General features: G+C 62.1%; 13 protein-coding genes. 4 read left to right on the forward strand and 9 right to left on the reverse strand.

Annotation, left to right across the window (positions count from 1 at the left end; all coding sequences use genetic code 11):
• Positions 1 to 93 precede the first annotated feature (93 nt).
• Entirely contained in the window at positions 94 to 420 is a 327-nt protein-coding gene (locus tag C1T17_RS18815; RefSeq protein WP_223262701.1) for a hypothetical protein, read from the forward strand.
• On the opposite strand, the gene tilS is transcribed toward C1T17_RS18815, so the two are convergent.
• The 4 genes from tilS to ptsP form a co-directional block, all read right to left on the reverse strand.
• The gene (gene tilS / locus C1T17_RS18820; protein WP_411269199.1) at positions 414 to 1,355 is read right to left on the reverse strand and encodes a tRNA lysidine(34) synthetase TilS; all 942 of its coding nucleotides are present in this window, start codon (positions 1,353 to 1,355) and stop codon (positions 414 to 416) included. The two genes, C1T17_RS18815 and tilS, sit on opposite strands and share 7 nt — an antisense overlap.
• A gap of 3 nt (positions 1,356 to 1,358) precedes the next feature.
• A complete protein-coding gene (locus C1T17_RS18825; protein ID WP_104955360.1) occupies positions 1,359 to 2,285 on the reverse strand; it encodes a hypothetical protein in 927 nt (308 codons plus the stop codon).
• 66 nt (positions 2,286 to 2,351) lie between these two features.
• A complete protein-coding gene (locus C1T17_RS18830) occupies positions 2,352 to 3,221 on the reverse strand; it encodes a helix-turn-helix domain-containing protein (RefSeq protein WP_104954750.1) in 870 nt (289 codons plus the stop codon).
• Positions 3,222 to 3,343: 122 nt separating this feature from the next.
• A complete protein-coding gene (gene ptsP, locus C1T17_RS18835) occupies positions 3,344 to 5,614 on the reverse strand; it encodes a phosphoenolpyruvate--protein phosphotransferase (RefSeq protein WP_104954751.1) in 2,271 nt (756 codons plus the stop codon).
• A gap of 156 nt (positions 5,615 to 5,770) precedes the next feature.
• Between ptsP and C1T17_RS18840 the strand changes: the two genes are divergently transcribed.
• Positions 5,771 to 6,937: a pyridoxal phosphate-dependent aminotransferase gene (locus C1T17_RS18840; protein WP_104954752.1), complete on the forward strand. Its 1,167-nt coding sequence runs from the start codon at positions 5,771 to 5,773 to the stop codon at positions 6,935 to 6,937.
• A gap of 114 nt (positions 6,938 to 7,051) precedes the next feature.
• Here C1T17_RS18840 and C1T17_RS18845 read toward each other — a convergent pair whose 3' ends face one another.
• Positions 7,052 to 8,068 carry an NAD(P)H-dependent flavin oxidoreductase gene (locus C1T17_RS18845; protein WP_104954753.1) on the reverse strand — a complete coding sequence of 339 codons (1,017 nt, stop codon included), beginning with the start codon at positions 8,066 to 8,068 and terminating at the stop codon, positions 7,052 to 7,054.
• Positions 8,069 to 8,219: 151 nt separating this feature from the next.
• The gene (locus C1T17_RS18850; protein ID WP_104954754.1) at positions 8,220 to 9,479 is read right to left on the reverse strand and encodes an aspartate kinase; all 1,260 of its coding nucleotides are present in this window, start codon (positions 9,477 to 9,479) and stop codon (positions 8,220 to 8,222) included.
• Positions 9,480 to 9,573: 94 nt separating this feature from the next.
• On the opposite strand from C1T17_RS18850, the gene ubiG reads away from it, so the two are divergent.
• Both ubiG and C1T17_RS18860 read left to right on the forward strand, forming a co-directional pair.
• A complete protein-coding gene (gene ubiG / locus C1T17_RS18855) occupies positions 9,574 to 10,323 on the forward strand; it encodes a bifunctional 2-polyprenyl-6-hydroxyphenol methylase/3-demethylubiquinol 3-O-methyltransferase UbiG (protein WP_104954755.1) in 750 nt (249 codons plus the stop codon).
• Between the two features lie 321 nt (positions 10,324 to 10,644).
• Entirely contained in the window at positions 10,645 to 11,691 is a 1,047-nt protein-coding gene (locus C1T17_RS18860; RefSeq protein WP_189338428.1) for a phosphatase PAP2 family protein, read from the forward strand.
• 7 nt (positions 11,692 to 11,698) lie between these two features.
• Here C1T17_RS18860 and C1T17_RS18865 read toward each other — a convergent pair whose 3' ends face one another.
• Genes C1T17_RS18865 through C1T17_RS18875 form a run of 3 tightly spaced genes read right to left on the reverse strand, consistent with a single transcriptional unit; the run spans position 11,699 to position 14,356 of the window.
• Positions 11,699 to 12,958, reverse strand: coding sequence for a serine hydrolase domain-containing protein (locus C1T17_RS18865; protein ID WP_104954757.1), 1,260 nt, complete (start codon positions 12,956 to 12,958; stop codon positions 11,699 to 11,701).
• A 55-nt stretch (positions 12,959 to 13,013) separates the two neighbouring features.
• Positions 13,014 to 13,649 carry a CoA transferase subunit B gene (locus C1T17_RS18870; protein WP_104954758.1) on the reverse strand — a complete coding sequence of 212 codons (636 nt, stop codon included), beginning with the start codon at positions 13,647 to 13,649 and terminating at the stop codon, positions 13,014 to 13,016.
• Entirely contained in the window at positions 13,646 to 14,356 is a 711-nt protein-coding gene (locus C1T17_RS18875; protein ID WP_104954759.1) for a CoA transferase subunit A, read from the reverse strand. Before C1T17_RS18875 ends, C1T17_RS18870 begins: the two co-directional genes overlap by 4 nt.
• Positions 14,357 to 14,376 lie beyond the last annotated feature (20 nt).

Consider the following 14,376-nt stretch of genomic DNA (forward strand, 5'->3'; position numbering starts at 1 on the left):
GCGGGGAGCGACGAACGGACGGCGTTGTCCTATATTGGCAGCTTCAAATTTCGAGGTCGGTGGTTTAGCGGAAACCTCAATCTGGAAAGGGCGTTGCGCATCCCGATGTTGATCCACGTACCCATTGCCATCGGCGTTCAATGCATCTGCTGGCTGATCGGCCATATTCTAGGCGCGCCGACCAGGGCATCTGTGTGGATGGGATGCTTTGCAGGTTCTGCAGTATGCGTGATGCGCGAGATCACCCAGCGCGAATATCAGTGGATCGAAGCGTTCGGCGGCGGCTTGCGGGCCAATATGCCGGGGTACATGGGAATGAAGTTCTGGGAATGGAACGCGCATTCGATCACGGAAACGCTGGTCGCCATCGGTGCGACGATCGCTTTGGCGGCGTTTTGCGCATGGTGGCGGCCTCAGTGACGGCGCGCAGGCGCTCGCGACAACGTCCAGCTCTTGCCGCCTGTGAACAGCCAGTTCCCCAACATCGCTTTTCCACCCGAGTTGAGGTGCACCAATGCAGCGTCGAGCGCATCTCCGCGTGGAGGAGGCGCTTCCGGTTCCGCCTGTTCGAGCATCCTAATGATGAGGCGGCGTTGAATCTCTCTGGGGAACCCGGTCACCTTCAAAATCCATCTGTCGCCATCATGCACAAGATGCTCGGCGCATAGTTCAGCCATCATCCATTGCAGGGCTTCCTCCGCGTCAGCCAGCGCGGCCGCGCTCCGCGTCGCAGCCAGCGGGTCCAGCCAATCGGCATCAGCCAGACGTTTACGCAGGGAAGCACGGTCGAAGCGCTCGTCCACATTGCTGGGATCATGCACGAACGGCATACCCTTGGTTTCCACCAAAGCTTGCAATTCCGCCTTTCGCCAGCCGAGCAAAGGCCGCAGGATAGCGCCGCTCCGCGTCCTTACGCCTGCCAATCCCGACACGCCCGATCCCCGATTGAGGCGCATCAACATCGTTTCAAGCTGATCGTCAGCATGATGCGCAGTCATCAGCCAGTCCAGGCCGCGCTCCGCCCGCCAGTCCTCTAGCAACGCGTATCGTTTCAGGCGCGCGGCCGACTGGATGTTACCGGTGATCGGCTCTGATGGATGCAAGGTTCGATGCGGAACGCCTATGTCCGCACAATAAGCTGCTACCATCGCCGCTTCATCCGCAGATGCGGAACGCAGGCCGTGATCCACGGTTGCCGCCTCGACCTGTCCCGAAAATGCCTGATGCGCCAACCATAGCAGCGCCATGCTGTCGGGTCCGCCCGACACGGCAATTCCATAACGCGACGATGAAGCTGAGCCAGTCAGGCGGTCGGCGGATTGCCGGAAACGAAACGCCTGATCGTCAGCCACCACACATCACGCGGCGCATTTTGCGCGGTCGCGGCCCTTAGTCATCATGCCCCGCAATGTCGCGCTCATCGTCGCTCCGTACATCTGCTCCAACTCGCTATAGACCTTGCATGCGTCTGCGGGCTTCTTGAGCTGGATCAGCGCTTCGCCCAGCCACGCAAGGCTGTCGGCGGCGCGATCGCCCTTGGGCCGCTTCTGATAATTCTCGTAGAACGCCACAGATGCGAGCGCGGGCTTGCCATCGTCGAGATAGGCGCGACCCAGCAGGTTCGCGGTACGGCTGGCGGCCGGCGCAGAGCCATATTTGTCGAGTGCGGATTTCAACTGCGCCTGCGCCTCGGGAAAGAACTTCGCTTCCCAAAGCCGATAGCCATAGGTGTAGGCGTCAAGCGCCTGATCGCCTGTGTCGGGCAACTGCACCTGCGCCACTGCTGCCTTGCGCGCTTCGGATGCTGCGGGCGTCGCCTTGGCGGGCGGAGGCGCTGAAGCTGAGGGCGAAGTTGATGCATTATTCGGCGATCCACCCGCAGTCGGCGTGGTCGCAGGCGGCGCGGCATCGGCCGGCGAGAGCTTCGCGTCCGTCTCCGCCTTGTACTTGGCGAAGGCGTCTTCCAACTGCTTGATTTTGTAGCTGTTTTCCTCGGTCTGCCCCGTCAACGTCGCAAGCTGGCCTTCCAGCGCGTCCACGCGGGCGATGAGATCAGCTACAGGAGTGGATGCGGGCGCGCCGGGAGCTTCTACCGGCACCGGAGCCCTGGTAATGTCCGGCTCGATCGGTGTGCCGCCTGGAAAGATCTTGCGCTGAACGGCTTTCATTTCCTTTTCCAGCTTTTCCACACGCTGCTGGACGGGCGCGCCGGACTGCGCGGCTATCGGCGGCGCGAGCATAAGGATAGCTGCCAGAGCGGAAGCAGAAGCAAGCAAACGACGCATGAATGATCCTCGGGGAATGAACATGCCGCAGAGCATAAGGGGTTTACGGCACGGGTAAAGCTTCCGTTATCGGGGAGCGGCAGGCCCGGTAGCGGGAGTTGGCGCAGCCGTGCCCGAAATTGGGGGAGTTGCCGCTCCAGGTGCCGCACTACCCGGCGCGGGAGCGCGCGCGAGCAACGCCGCTGCGCTGATCGGCACATCGGATATCGTGCGTTCCGGCGGTCCCAGAGGCGGCACCGCCCGCCCGCCGACCGTCACAGCGACCGCGTTTGGCCGTCCCGTCAGGATCATCGGGTTGTTGGCATTGGCAGGAACGGTGAATGTCTCTCCCTTTGCCATCTGCTTCTCGAACAGCCGCTCGCCAGTGCCATCATAGATACGCAGCCATACCTGATCGGTGGCCGTCAGCACGACTGGCCCCTGTGTTGGAGGCGGCGCGGGACGCGCGGCTGGCACACCCTGCCCTGCCGTGGGTTTAGACGTTTGCGGATCGACCTGCGCCGCGATCTGTTCGTCGGTCGGCGGCGTGAACATCTGCGAGCGCCAGACGCCCCAACCCACCGCGATAAGAAGCGCAATGATCGCTGCTGTCCATGCCAGATACCGCGGCGGCACGCGCGCCGGATCGGCAGGCTCGAACATCTCGTACCGAGGCGCATTGGCAACATCGGCGCTGGCCAGTTCCCGGCGCACGCCTGCCGCGATCTGCGTCTCATCCGCGCCGACAGCCCGCGCATAGGCCCGCGAAAATCCTACGGCATAGGGAATACCCGGCAGTGCCGCATAGTCATGGGCTTCGACCAGCGAAAGCTGACGGACAGGCACGCGCGTGCGAGTAGCGACATCCTGAAGCGAAAGCCCCTGCGCCTCCCTCGCGCGGCGCAGGACATCGCCGGGCCGGTCCATGTCGAGCGCGCCTTGTTCGATCTCTTCCATATCTTCCGTTTCGCCCCTCTCGCGGGGGCCGCAAAAGCGACCGTGCAGGTCCGTTCTCTCATTGGCGTGCGGCTTGTGTCAACGCCGGACCTGAAGGAAATGCGCCAAGATTCAAATGGTCATCAATTGAGTTCGACGCCATGCTCCCTGGCCCAAGCATTGAGCGCATCGCGGACATTCGCGGTGCCATTCGTCAGCAGCTTCGCCATCTCCTCACGCAGCGGCGCCAGGTCCAGCGTGCGGATCATCGCCTTCACTGGGCCAATCGAGGCGGGGGTGATCGACAGCCGCCGGATACCGAGGCCCAGCAGCGCCATCGCCTCCAACGTGCGGCCGCCCATTTCGCCGCAGACACCGAGCGGCACCTGATGTTCTTCGCACGCCTTCACGATGCGTGAGAGGAAGCGCAGAATCGCGATGCTCAGCCAGTCGTAGCGCTCGGCAAGCTTGGGATGCGCGCGATCGGCGGCAAACAGGAATTGCGTCAGGTCATTAGTCCCGATCGACAGGAAATCGAGGCGCGGCAGCAGAAGGTCCAGCACCTCCGCCAGTGCAGGCACTTCCAGCATCGCGCCGTAGTGAACGACATTCGGCACGGCCTTGCGCTGGTTCACCAGCCAATCGCGCTGCTTCTCGATCAGCGCGCGGGCCAGGTCGAATTCCCATGGTTCCGAAATCAGCGGGAACATGACGTACAGAGTCTTGCCCGCCGCCGCCTCCAGCAAAGCGCGCGCCTGCGCCTTCATCAGGCCATCGCGATCCAGCGCCAGACGCAGCGCGCGCCAGCCCATTGCAGGGTTCTCCTCGGTCTCGCTATCCTGCCGCATGTAGGGCAGCGCCTTGTCGCCGCCAATGTCGACAGTGCGGAAGATCACCGGACGGTCGCCCGCGGCATCCAGAACATCCTTGTAGAGGCGCTGCTGCCGTTCGCGCTGCGGCATGGTGGCCGAGACGAGGAACTGGAATTCGGTGCGGAACAGACCGATGCCGTCCGCCCCGGTGACTTCCAGCGCGGACGCGTCGTCACGAAGGCCCGCGTTGACCATCAGTTCGATCCGCGTCTCATCCTTCGTCACCGAAGGCAAGTCACGTGCGGCGGCGAACGCGGCACGGCGCTTTTGCGTGAGGTTGAGCTTGTTTTCGAACGCTTCGTCCATGTCCGGACTGGGCCGCACGAACACACGGTTCTCGATGACATCCATCAGGATCAGGTCGCCCTCGTTCACCTGATGACGGATGTCCCGGACACGCCCCAGAACGGGAACTCCCATTGCGCGCGCGACGATGATGACGTGCGCGGTCAGCGATCCTTCCTCCAGGATCACCCCCTTCAACCGGCGGCGGTCATATTCCAGCAACTCGGCTGGCCCAAGATTGCGGGCGATCAATATCGCGTCCTGCCGCAAGCCCATCTGCGCCGCGGTGCCAAGCTGCCCTGACACGATCCGCAGCAGACGGTTCGCCAGATCCTCCAGATCGTGCATCCGGTCCTGCAACAGCGGGTCCTGGATTTGTCGCATCCGCATCCGGGTGCGTTGCTGCACGCGCTCGATGGCGGCTTCGGCGGTCAGCCCGCTGTCGATCGCTTCGTTGATGCGCCGCGCCCAGCCTTCGTCATAGGCGAACATCTTGTAGGTTTCGAGCACCTCCTGATGCTCGCCATCGACGCCGAACTCCGACGCGCCGGTCATCCGCTCAATCTGCTCGCGCATTTTGGCGAATGCTGAATAGACTCGCTGCCGCTCCGCCTCGACATCGTCCGCGACCGTATGTTCGATCGTGATGCGTGGCTGGTGGAACACCGCGTGTCCCCGCGCCATGCCCATGACAAGTTGAAGGCCCGACAGCATGTTCGACCCCGTGCCCGCAACACGATCATCGGTCCGCGTGTCGTCCACCAGTTCGGCATTAGCGATCAATTCGGAGAGCACCATAGCCACCGTCTGCAAAGCCTCGATCTCGACTTCTTCATAGCGGCGCGGATCGACATGCTGCACGCACAATACGCCGACCGCCCTTTCCCGTCGGACGATCGGAACGCCTGCGAAGCTATGGAACAATTCCTCACCGGTTTCGGGCAAGTACGTGTAATCCGGGTGCGCGGCGGCTTCATCGAGGTTCAGCGTCTCGACCTTGCCGGCTATTGTGCCGACAAGCCCCTGCCCCATGGCCAGTTTCGCTACGTGTACAGCTTCCTGATTGAGGCCGCGCGTCGCGTAGAGTTCAAGCAACCCTTCGCGCAACAGATAGATCGAGCAGACTTCACTCGACAATTCCTCGCCAATAATTTCCACGACCTTGTTCAGCTTCTGCTGCGCGGCAGAACGGGACGCCATAAGCTCGTGCAGGCGGCTTAATATCTTTCGAGCGGCAGTGGCGGGCGAGGAGACCATATTCAGTGGCTAACAGAAACGATCGACCGCTTCCAACAACGATATTATCCAAAAGAGCATTGTTGCTGATTTTTATGAACCCGATGGCGGATCGCGCCACACTCTTCGTTGTGGTAGGGCATTACAGGTCAATTCCTTTCAAGGAGACGGCGGCAGATGCATAGTTTGACAATCGAAGCGGCAGAGAAACGGGATCTTCTGGACCGCGGCTATTCACGCAGGCAGATCGGGCAAGTGGCGGCGCTTCTTGGTGCTGCCGCCTCCGTGACGTCCTTCCGCCCCGCCTTTGCGCAGAGTCAGGCAGCGCGCGCCGTTGCGGGTGCGGTCCAGATCGGTGCAAACGAATGCTGGACGGGGCCGTTTCCCGTCGCTGCCGAGGCCGCCGCGAAGATCGTGGCGCAGGGCAATCGCTACGATCCGGGCGATCTGCGTGGCGAGTTCATCAAGACAGTGGCGCAAGTAGAGGGCGTTCCTGCGGAGCATGTCCTGCCCTGGCCCGGTTCGGGCGATCCGCTCGTCCGCTCTGTCATCGCATTCTGTTCGCCCGAAAAAGGGCTGGTTACGCCCAATCCCACATTCGAAGCGGCATGGCGCGCCGCGGCATGGCTAAAGGCGCCTCTCGCCAGAGTGCCGATGGCACCGGGTAAGGGCGCCGATGTCAAAGCGATGCTGGCCGCCAATCCCAATGCTGGCCTGTACTACATCGTGTCGCCGAACAACCCAACCGGCGTTGTCACGCCGCTTGCCGACCTGGAGTGGCTGGCCAAGAACAAGCCTGCGGATTCAGTGCTGCTGATCGACGAAGCTTATCTGCACTTCTCCGAAGCGCCGAGCGCTCTTGCCTTTGCCAAGACGCGCAACGACGTGATCGTGATGCGCACCTTCTCAAAGCTGTTCGGCATGGCAGGCATCCGGCTGGGCCTGACGTTTGCCGATCCGGAGCTTCATAAGCGGATGATGCGCTACGACGGTTATCAGGTGACGGGCACCCTCCCCGTGACGGCGCTCGCCTGCGGTACGGCCGCCTACACTGCAACAGACGCCATCAAGGCGCGCCGCGCCGAGATGATCGCGGTTCGCGAGGACACCTTTGCGCATCTGAAGAAGCGCAACATCGCTTATCATGCGGGCAGCGAAGCCAATATGTTCATGCTCGACTGGAAGACGAAGCCCGCCAAGGAGATGCAGGCCGCTCTGCTCGCGCAGAACGTGCAGATCGGCCGCTCCTGGGAAATCTGGCCTACGGTATCGCGCGTGACGGTCGGTTCTGCTGAGGAGATGTCGAAGTTCAAGGTGGCGCTGGACAAGGTGCTTATGGCCTGATCTCAACCCTGCCGCTGGTGGGGAGGTAGAAGAAGGGGTGCGCCGCTTGCGAGGAGCGGCGCACCCCTTTGTCATATGCGAAGGTTTCGGCGATCGGCTTCAGCCGACAGAGGATTAGCCCCTTGCGTCCAGCGCCGCTCCCGCTTGCGCCACGAGCGCCGCGATAATGTCCACAACCGGCTCTTCCTGCGTGACCATGCCGACCGACTGGCCCGCCATCAGGCTGCCACCCTCAACATCTCCATCGATCACGGCACGGCGTAGTGCGCCTGCCCAGTAATGCTCGATCTGGAGTTGCGCTTCCATCATATCGACGGAGCCACCATCCAGTAGGTTGGCGATTTCGCGCTGCTTGACCGTGAAGTTCTCGGTGCCGGGATTCTTGAGTGCGCGGACGGGGATCACCGGCAGGCGCGGGTCGATCTGCACGCTGGCCACGGCGTCGCGGGCCGAGGCGCGCAGGAATGCCTTCTTGAACGCAGGATGCGCAATGCTCTCATGGGCGCAAACGAAGCGCGTGCCGAGTTGCACGCCCGCCGCGCCCATTTCCAAATAGGCGGCGATCGCCTCGCCCCGGCCTATGCCGCCCGCCACGAACACCGGAAGCTGAGACGCCATTTCGGGCAGTATCTCCTGCGCCAGCACACTGGTCGAGACCGGGCCGATATGGCCGCCCGCCTCCATACCTTCCACCACCAGCGCATCCACGCCGGAGCGCGCCAGTTTCTTCGCCAGCGCCAGTGCGGGCGCGAAGCAGATCAGCTTGGCGCCTTTTGCCTTGATCGCTTCGATGCTGCCCTTGGGCGGCAATCCGCCGGCCAGCACGACATGCGTCACATCATGTTTCGCGCACACTTCGATCAAGTCGAACAACTGCGGGTGCATGGTGATGAGGTTCACACCGAACGGCTTGGAGGTCAGCGCCCTGGTCGCGGCGATTTCCGTGTCGAGCAATTCGGGCGTCATCGCGCCGCACGCGATCACGCCGAAGCCACCCGCATTGGAAATGGCGGACACGAGATTGCGCTCGCTCACCCAACTCATCGCGCCACACAAGATAGCGACCTCGCAGCCCAGAAATTCGGTGCCGCGCGCCATCAGGGCGGCGAGTTTGGGGTGATTAGACGCCATTATCTTTTATCCGTTCGTGTCGAGTAGGGATCGAGCCTGTCGAGAGCCCGTATCGAGACATTCGCGCGGGTCAACCTCTCGATACGCCGTCTGGACAAGCTCGACAGCTATTCCAGCCGAACGGAGAAGAGATTGTGTTGGCGCAGATGCTTCAGGCAGCAGGCGCGTCCGCATCCAGGCCATAGGCCGTGTGCAGCACGCGCACCGCCAATTCGGTCTCGTCCTCGTCGATCAGCACACTGACCTTGATCTCGCTCGTCGAAATTGCCTCGATATTGATGCCGCGATCGGCGAGCGTTCGGAACATCGTTGCCGCGACACCGGCGTGGCTGCGCATACCGACTCCGACGACGCTGATCTTCGCCACTTCGACATCGGTGATGATGCGGCGGAACCCGATCTTTTCCTTCAAGGATTCCAGAAGGTCCACGCTGCGCACTAAGTCGGCGCGCGGCACCGTGAAGGTCACGTCGGTTTCGTCCGTGTCCTTGCTGTCATTCTGGATAATCATGTCGACATTGATGCTCGCCTCTGCAAGCGGGCCGAAGATGTTCGCCACCGCGCCGGGCTTGTCGGGCACGCGCGTCACGATGATCTTCGCTTCGTTCTTGTCGTGCGCGATGCCGGTGATGAGCTGACGTTCCATATCCGATTCCTCTATTTCTTCTTCGCTGACGATCAGCGTACCGGGCAAATCGTCCTGTGTCGGGTCGTCGAAGGAGGAAAGCACCTGAACGCGCACATTTTCCTTCATCGCAAGGCCGACCGAGCGGGTCTGCAACACTTTCGCGCCGACCGAGGCGAGTTCGAGCATTTCCTCGTACGTTACCATGTTGAGCTTGCGGGCGCGGGCGACGATACGCGGGTCGGTGGTGTAGACGCCGTCTACGTCAGTGTAGATATCGCAGCGATCGGCCTTGATCGCCGCCGCGACCGCGACCGCCGAAGTGTCCGATCCGCCACGGCCCAAAGTAGAGACGCGGCCATCGGCCATCTGACCCTGGAAGCCGGGAATCACGGCAACCTGCCCCGCAGCCATCCCGGCGAGCAGCGGGCCGGTTTCCATGCTTTCCACGCGCGCCTTCGCATGCGCCTCGATCGTGCGGATCGGCAATTGCCAGCCGAGCCAGCTGCGTGCGTCGACGCCCATGGCCTTGAGCGTCATCGCCAACAGGCCGCTCGTCACTTGCTCACCCGCGGCGACCACGACATCATATTCGGCCGGATCGTAAAGCGCGCTGGCTTCGCGGCAAAAACCGACGAGCCGGTCCGTCTCGCCCGCCATCGCCGAGACGACGACCGCAACTTCATTGCCCTGTTCGACGACATGCTTCACGCGCGCCGCCACGTTGCGAATTCGCTCCATCCCCGCCATCGAGGTGCCGCCGAATTTCATCACGATGCGCGCCATAAATACTGTCAGCCTTGCCGGTGAGTAAGATTATGTCGGAACAGGTCCGATAGAGGGTGCAAAAGCGTGGCTCCCTTAGTAAGTTGGAACGATAATGGCAAGCAACCCAGCACCACCCGTCACCACCATCGATCCCGCAGAGGCCGCCCGCTTCGGCGCAATGGCCGCCGACTGGTGGAACCCCAAGGGCAGCAGCGCGATGCTGCACAAGCTGAATCCGGCGCGGTTGGCGTATATCCGCCGCGCCGTGGACGCGCATTGGCAGGGCGACGCGCGATTGATGCGGCCGCTAACGGGCAAGCGCGCGCTTGACGTCGGCTGCGGCGCGGGATTGCTGTGCGAGCCGCTGGCGCGCCTTGGCGCTAACGTCACCGGCATCGACGCCGCGCCGGAGAACATCGCCGCCGCGCAGGCCCACGCCGCCGCGCAAGGGCTAGCGATCGACTATCGCACCGTAGGTGTGGAGGCACTGGACGAGCGTGGCTTCGATCTCGTCACCAGCATGGAAGTGATCGAGCATGTCACCGACCCTGCCCGCTTCCTGCGCGGCTTGGCCGATGCGATGGCGCCCGATGGCCTGCTGGTGCTGTCCACACCTAATCGCACGGCGTTGTCGCGGCTGGCGATGATAACGCTGGGTGAGGGGTTGGGGCAGATCCCGCGCGGCACGCATGACTGGAACAAATTCCTGACGCCGGAAGAGATCGAGCCGTTGTTGAACGCGGCGGGTCTGCGCGTCACGGGCTGGAGCGGGTTAACGCTGAACCCGACGCGGGGTTTTGTGTTGTCGGAAAAGACAACGCTCAACTATTTGCTGACGGCGGAGAAAATCGCCTCAGCATGAGCTAAGGTCGTTGCTGACTTATATTCGGAAGGTCACGAAAGTCACGCCACGTCACTCCTATGTGGCTCGCCCACGAGGCGGCGCGGGTCGCGATTATCCACGACCGGGGAGGCGTATGTAAGGACATCCGGCACTTATAGCGGGTGGCTATGGGTGTAGGACAGCATCGGGCATGCACCCGATATCATGGCCGCTGGGGTGATCCTTCAGCCCATTTTTAAGACGTTAGTATGAAGGTCTGGGTTAACTTTTCACTGTTACGGAACCGTAATGGTCAAGAGTATTCCTCCCTGGCTGCGGGTCATTCCGCTTTGCATCGTCTTGCTTTACACAGGAATCGTCCTGTCGGTGTGCGATGTCGACCTTGCCAGTTTGGCCACTTTGCTCGCCACCTATGGCCGGAGCATGATCTCGGTCTGGCTGGCAACGGGGTTGATTGCGTTGCTTGGAACTATGGTGTGGCGGCATAGCAACGCGTTGCCTGGGTCATCGTGGAGCATAGGCCATCAGTTCCTGCACACGCGTTGGCGTGACGACCGGCTGATGTCGGTGTGCCTGCCGTTCCTGTGCTTCGTGCCCCTGATTACAGCCTATAACGTCTTCAAGATGCTGCATCTTCCTTCAGTGGGCTTCTGGGCGGGGCCGCACATCGGAGAATTGGAACGTGCGATGCTCGGCGGATATGATGGCTGGCAACTCACCTATGCGGTGCTGCCTAGTCCCTGGGCGACGCAGATTATCGATCTCCTTTATCACGGCTGGTTCGCGCCGATGGTTGCAGGCGTGGCGATCTGCTCCTTTGCGCATCAGCATTCGCGCCTTGCGTGGCGCTATCTGACCAGTTTCGTGCTGTTGTGGAGCGTTCAGGGCACGCTGGTGGCCTATATGCTGCCCGCAGCGGGACCAGCGTTGCGCAGCATCATTCTACCGACAGCTTCCCGGTTCGATGCGCTTACCAGCCTGATGGATCATCAGGACCATTTCCTTAAAGCGCATGGTGCTCCCGGTCTTTACGCAGTGCATTACCAGCATGCTTTAGCGGCTTTGTTCGGGCAGCAGAACATCGTGATCGGTGGCGGCATTTCCGCGATGCCCTCCATGCACAATGCCATGGCGGTCCTGTTTGCCTGCGCAGCGTGGAAACTGGGGCGGCGAGCGGGCATCGCCACCACGATCTATGCGCTCATTATCTGGATCGGCTCGGTGCATCTGGGCTGGCATTACGCACTGGATGGCGGCGTAGCGTGCATAATGACGCTGGCTACTTGGATGATCGTGGGGCGGATTCCGAGCTTCTTTGAGCGGCGCGCTACCATGGCTCGCGCCAAAAGCATCCAGGCCGGACCGGTGGCTCTTAACCCGGCCTGAGGGGCCACTACTGCTCGGTCCCCTCGCTCCGCTTCTTCTCCAGCGGTGCAACAGTCAGGCCGGCTTTCAGTCCCAGCCAGTCATGGAACGGCAAGCCGTATACACGATCGAAAAATTCGGGTTGCAGGCGCCAGGGGACACTGGATTCGCTGTTCCAGAGCATGACGATGCCGGTTCCGGTCGCGGGATCGAACATCATCGTGGAGCGATAGCCGGACACTGCGCCGCTATGGCCGATCAGCTTGTGCCCCTTATAGGTGAAGCTGCGCATGCCGAGGCCATAGCCGGGGTTCTTCAGCTCGCGGCCGAAGGGCGTGTTGCCATAGGGGCGCTGCGTGCCGACGCGGGGGGTCTGCACACCAAGCAGCACCTTGGCCGGGAGGACGTCGCGCTCCAGCCCCATCTGCCCTTCCATCCAGAGCGCGAGATCGACAATCGTAGAGTTGACGCCCGCCGCAGCGGGCACGCGGTAGTAGTTTTCGAGCACCGGGATCGTATGGCTACCGCGATGCGGGCGCGCCCAGTTCTTCGCCTCGACCAGTCCGTTCATGCCGACGCTTGCGCCGGTCATGCCGAGGGGCAGGAACAGCCGCGTGCGCGCGACTTCACCATAGGGCTTGCCCATCGCAGCGCCGATGACTTCGCTGATCGTGTCGTAGGCGACGTTCTGATAGCTGTGGCAGGTGCCAGGCGGGCAGACATTTCCGACCGTCGCGAAGCTCTGCCGGATCAGCTTGGGATCCTGACCCGCCTCTAGCCGGTCGTCATAGGCGTTTTTGGGCAAGCCGCTGCGCTGCGCAAGCAATTGCTCCAGCGTCAGCCGGGTTTCCGCGCCATTGGGCAAGCGCAGGCTGGTGTGGAACTTCGCCACCGGATCGGAGAGCGAGAAGACGCGATCCGCCGCCAGCCGTGCGCTCAACGTGCCCGCGACACTCTTTGAAAGCGAGGCCCAGCGGAAGGTCGTGCGTTCGTTGACGGTCTCGCCCGTCTCGCTCGATGCAAGGCCATAGCCCTGCACGAAGGACAGCCGCCCATCCTCGACCACGGCGGCGGCGAGGCCGACCATCGACTTGTCGGCCATCATCGCGCGGATACGCGCGTCGAGCGCGAGATAATCGACCTTGCCGTGCCAATCGCGAGGCGCAATGGGCAATTTCATCGGCGCGGCCCTGGCGGCGATGGGCCACTTGATGTGCGGAGCCAATGGCCCTTTCCAGGGCACCGAGGCCAGCCCGACGACGCCACCAGCGGCCAACACGGCCGCCATCACTTTCACACGCCAGCTAAAATAGAGACGCCGCTTGGGGCGCTTACGCTTTATCTTATACGATGTAATTGGCCGTCGTCCTTGCCTTGACGTCGTCCGCCGTAACCCCCGGCGCGGTCTCGATCAGCTTGAAAGGGCTATCATGGTCCGCCCGCTGGAACACGGCGATGTCCGTGATGACCATATCGACGACATTCTTGCCGGTCAGCGGCAGCGTGCAGGACGGGATGAACTTCGGGCCGCCATCCTTGGAATTATGGTCCATCACGACAATGATCTTCTTGACGCCCGCGACGAGGTCCATCGCGCCGCCCATGCCCTTGATCATCTTGCCGGGGATCATCCAGTTGGCGATGTCGCCATTTTCCGCGACTTCCATCGCGCCAAGGACGGTGAGGTCGATATGCCCGCCGCGGATCATCGCGAAGCTCTGCTCACTGCCGAAATAGGCGGATTGCGGCAATTCGCTGATCGTCTGCTTGCCTGCATTGATGAGGTCGGGATCTTCCTCCCCTTCGAACGGGAACGGGCCGATGCCCAGCATCCCGTTCTCCGATTGCAGCGTCACTTCGACGCCCGCAGGGATGTGGTTTGCGACCAGCGTCGGGATGCCGATGCCCAGATTGACATAGAAGCCATCCTGCAATTCGCGGGCGGCGCGGGCGGCCATTTCGTCGCGGGTCCAGCTCATGCTGCGGCCTCCTTCTGGCGGACGGTTCGGAATTCGATTCTCTTGTCATACGGCGCGCCGACGAACAGGCGCTTCACGTAGACGCCCGGCAGATGGATCGCATCCGGGTCGAGGCTGCCGACCGGAACGATCTCCTCGACTTCCGCGACGCAGACCTTTGCGGCGGTGGCCATCGGCTGATTGAAATTGCGGGCCGTCTTGCGGAAGATGAGGTTGCCGCTCTCGTCCGCCTTCCATCCCTTGATGATGGCGAGATCGGCGAAGATGCCGCGTTCCAGGATATAGTCCTGCCCGTCGAAATTCTTCACTTCCTTGCCCTCGGCGACCTGCGTGCCGACGCCGGTCTTGGTGTAGAAGCCGGGAATGCCCGCGCCGCCCGCGCGGCAGCGTTCGGCCAAAGTGCCCTGGGGGCAGAATTCGACTTCCAGTTCGCCTGCCAGATATTGCCGTTCAAACTCCTTGTTCTCGCCGACGTAGCTGGAGATCATCTTCTTCACCTGCCGCGTGCGCAACAGCTTGCCGAGACCTTCGCCGTCAATGCCGGCATTGTTGGAGGCGATGGTCAAATCCTTGACGCCATTGTCGCGGATCGCATCGATCAGCCGCTCCGGAATACCGCACAGCCCAAAGCCGCCCGCGCAAATATGCATGCCATCGAACAGCAAGCCTTCCAGAGCAGATGCAGCGTCGGGATACAGCTTTTTCATTCGATAGGCTCCTTGATCAA

The organism is Sphingobium sp. SCG-1, from assembly GCF_002953135.1.
In the GTDB taxonomy this organism is placed as follows: Bacteria; Pseudomonadota; Alphaproteobacteria; order Sphingomonadales; family Sphingomonadaceae; genus Sphingobium.

What these genes read in the sequence shown, in the direction of transcription:
- C1T17_RS18825 (WP_104955360.1), bottom strand. Translation starts at nt 2,285, where the DNA reads ATGCGTCGTTTGCTTGCTTCTGCTTCCGCTCTGGCAGCTATCCTTATG.
- C1T17_RS18830 (WP_104954750.1), bottom strand. Translation starts at nt 3,221, where the DNA reads ATGGAAGAGATCGAACAAGGCGCGCTCGACATGGACCGGCCCGGCGAT.
- ptsP (WP_104954751.1), bottom strand. Translation starts at nt 5,614, where the DNA reads ATGGTCTCCTCGCCCGCCACTGCCGCTCGAAAGATATTAAGCCGCCTG.
- C1T17_RS18840 (WP_104954752.1), top strand. Translation starts at nt 5,771, where the DNA reads ATGCATAGTTTGACAATCGAAGCGGCAGAGAAACGGGATCTTCTGGAC.
- C1T17_RS18845 (WP_104954753.1), bottom strand. Translation starts at nt 8,068, where the DNA reads ATGGCGTCTAATCACCCCAAACTCGCCGCCCTGATGGCGCGCGGCACC.
- C1T17_RS18850 (WP_104954754.1), bottom strand. Translation starts at nt 9,479, where the DNA reads ATGGCGCGCATCGTGATGAAATTCGGCGGCACCTCGATGGCGGGGATG.
- ubiG (WP_104954755.1), top strand. Translation starts at nt 9,574, where the DNA reads ATGGCAAGCAACCCAGCACCACCCGTCACCACCATCGATCCCGCAGAG.
- C1T17_RS18865 (WP_104954757.1), bottom strand. Translation starts at nt 12,958, where the DNA reads ATGGCGGCCGTGTTGGCCGCTGGTGGCGTCGTCGGGCTGGCCTCGGTG.
- C1T17_RS18870 (WP_104954758.1), bottom strand. Translation starts at nt 13,649, where the DNA reads ATGAGCTGGACCCGCGACGAAATGGCCGCCCGCGCCGCCCGCGAATTG.
- C1T17_RS18875 (WP_104954759.1), bottom strand. Translation starts at nt 14,356, where the DNA reads ATGAAAAAGCTGTATCCCGACGCTGCATCTGCTCTGGAAGGCTTGCTG.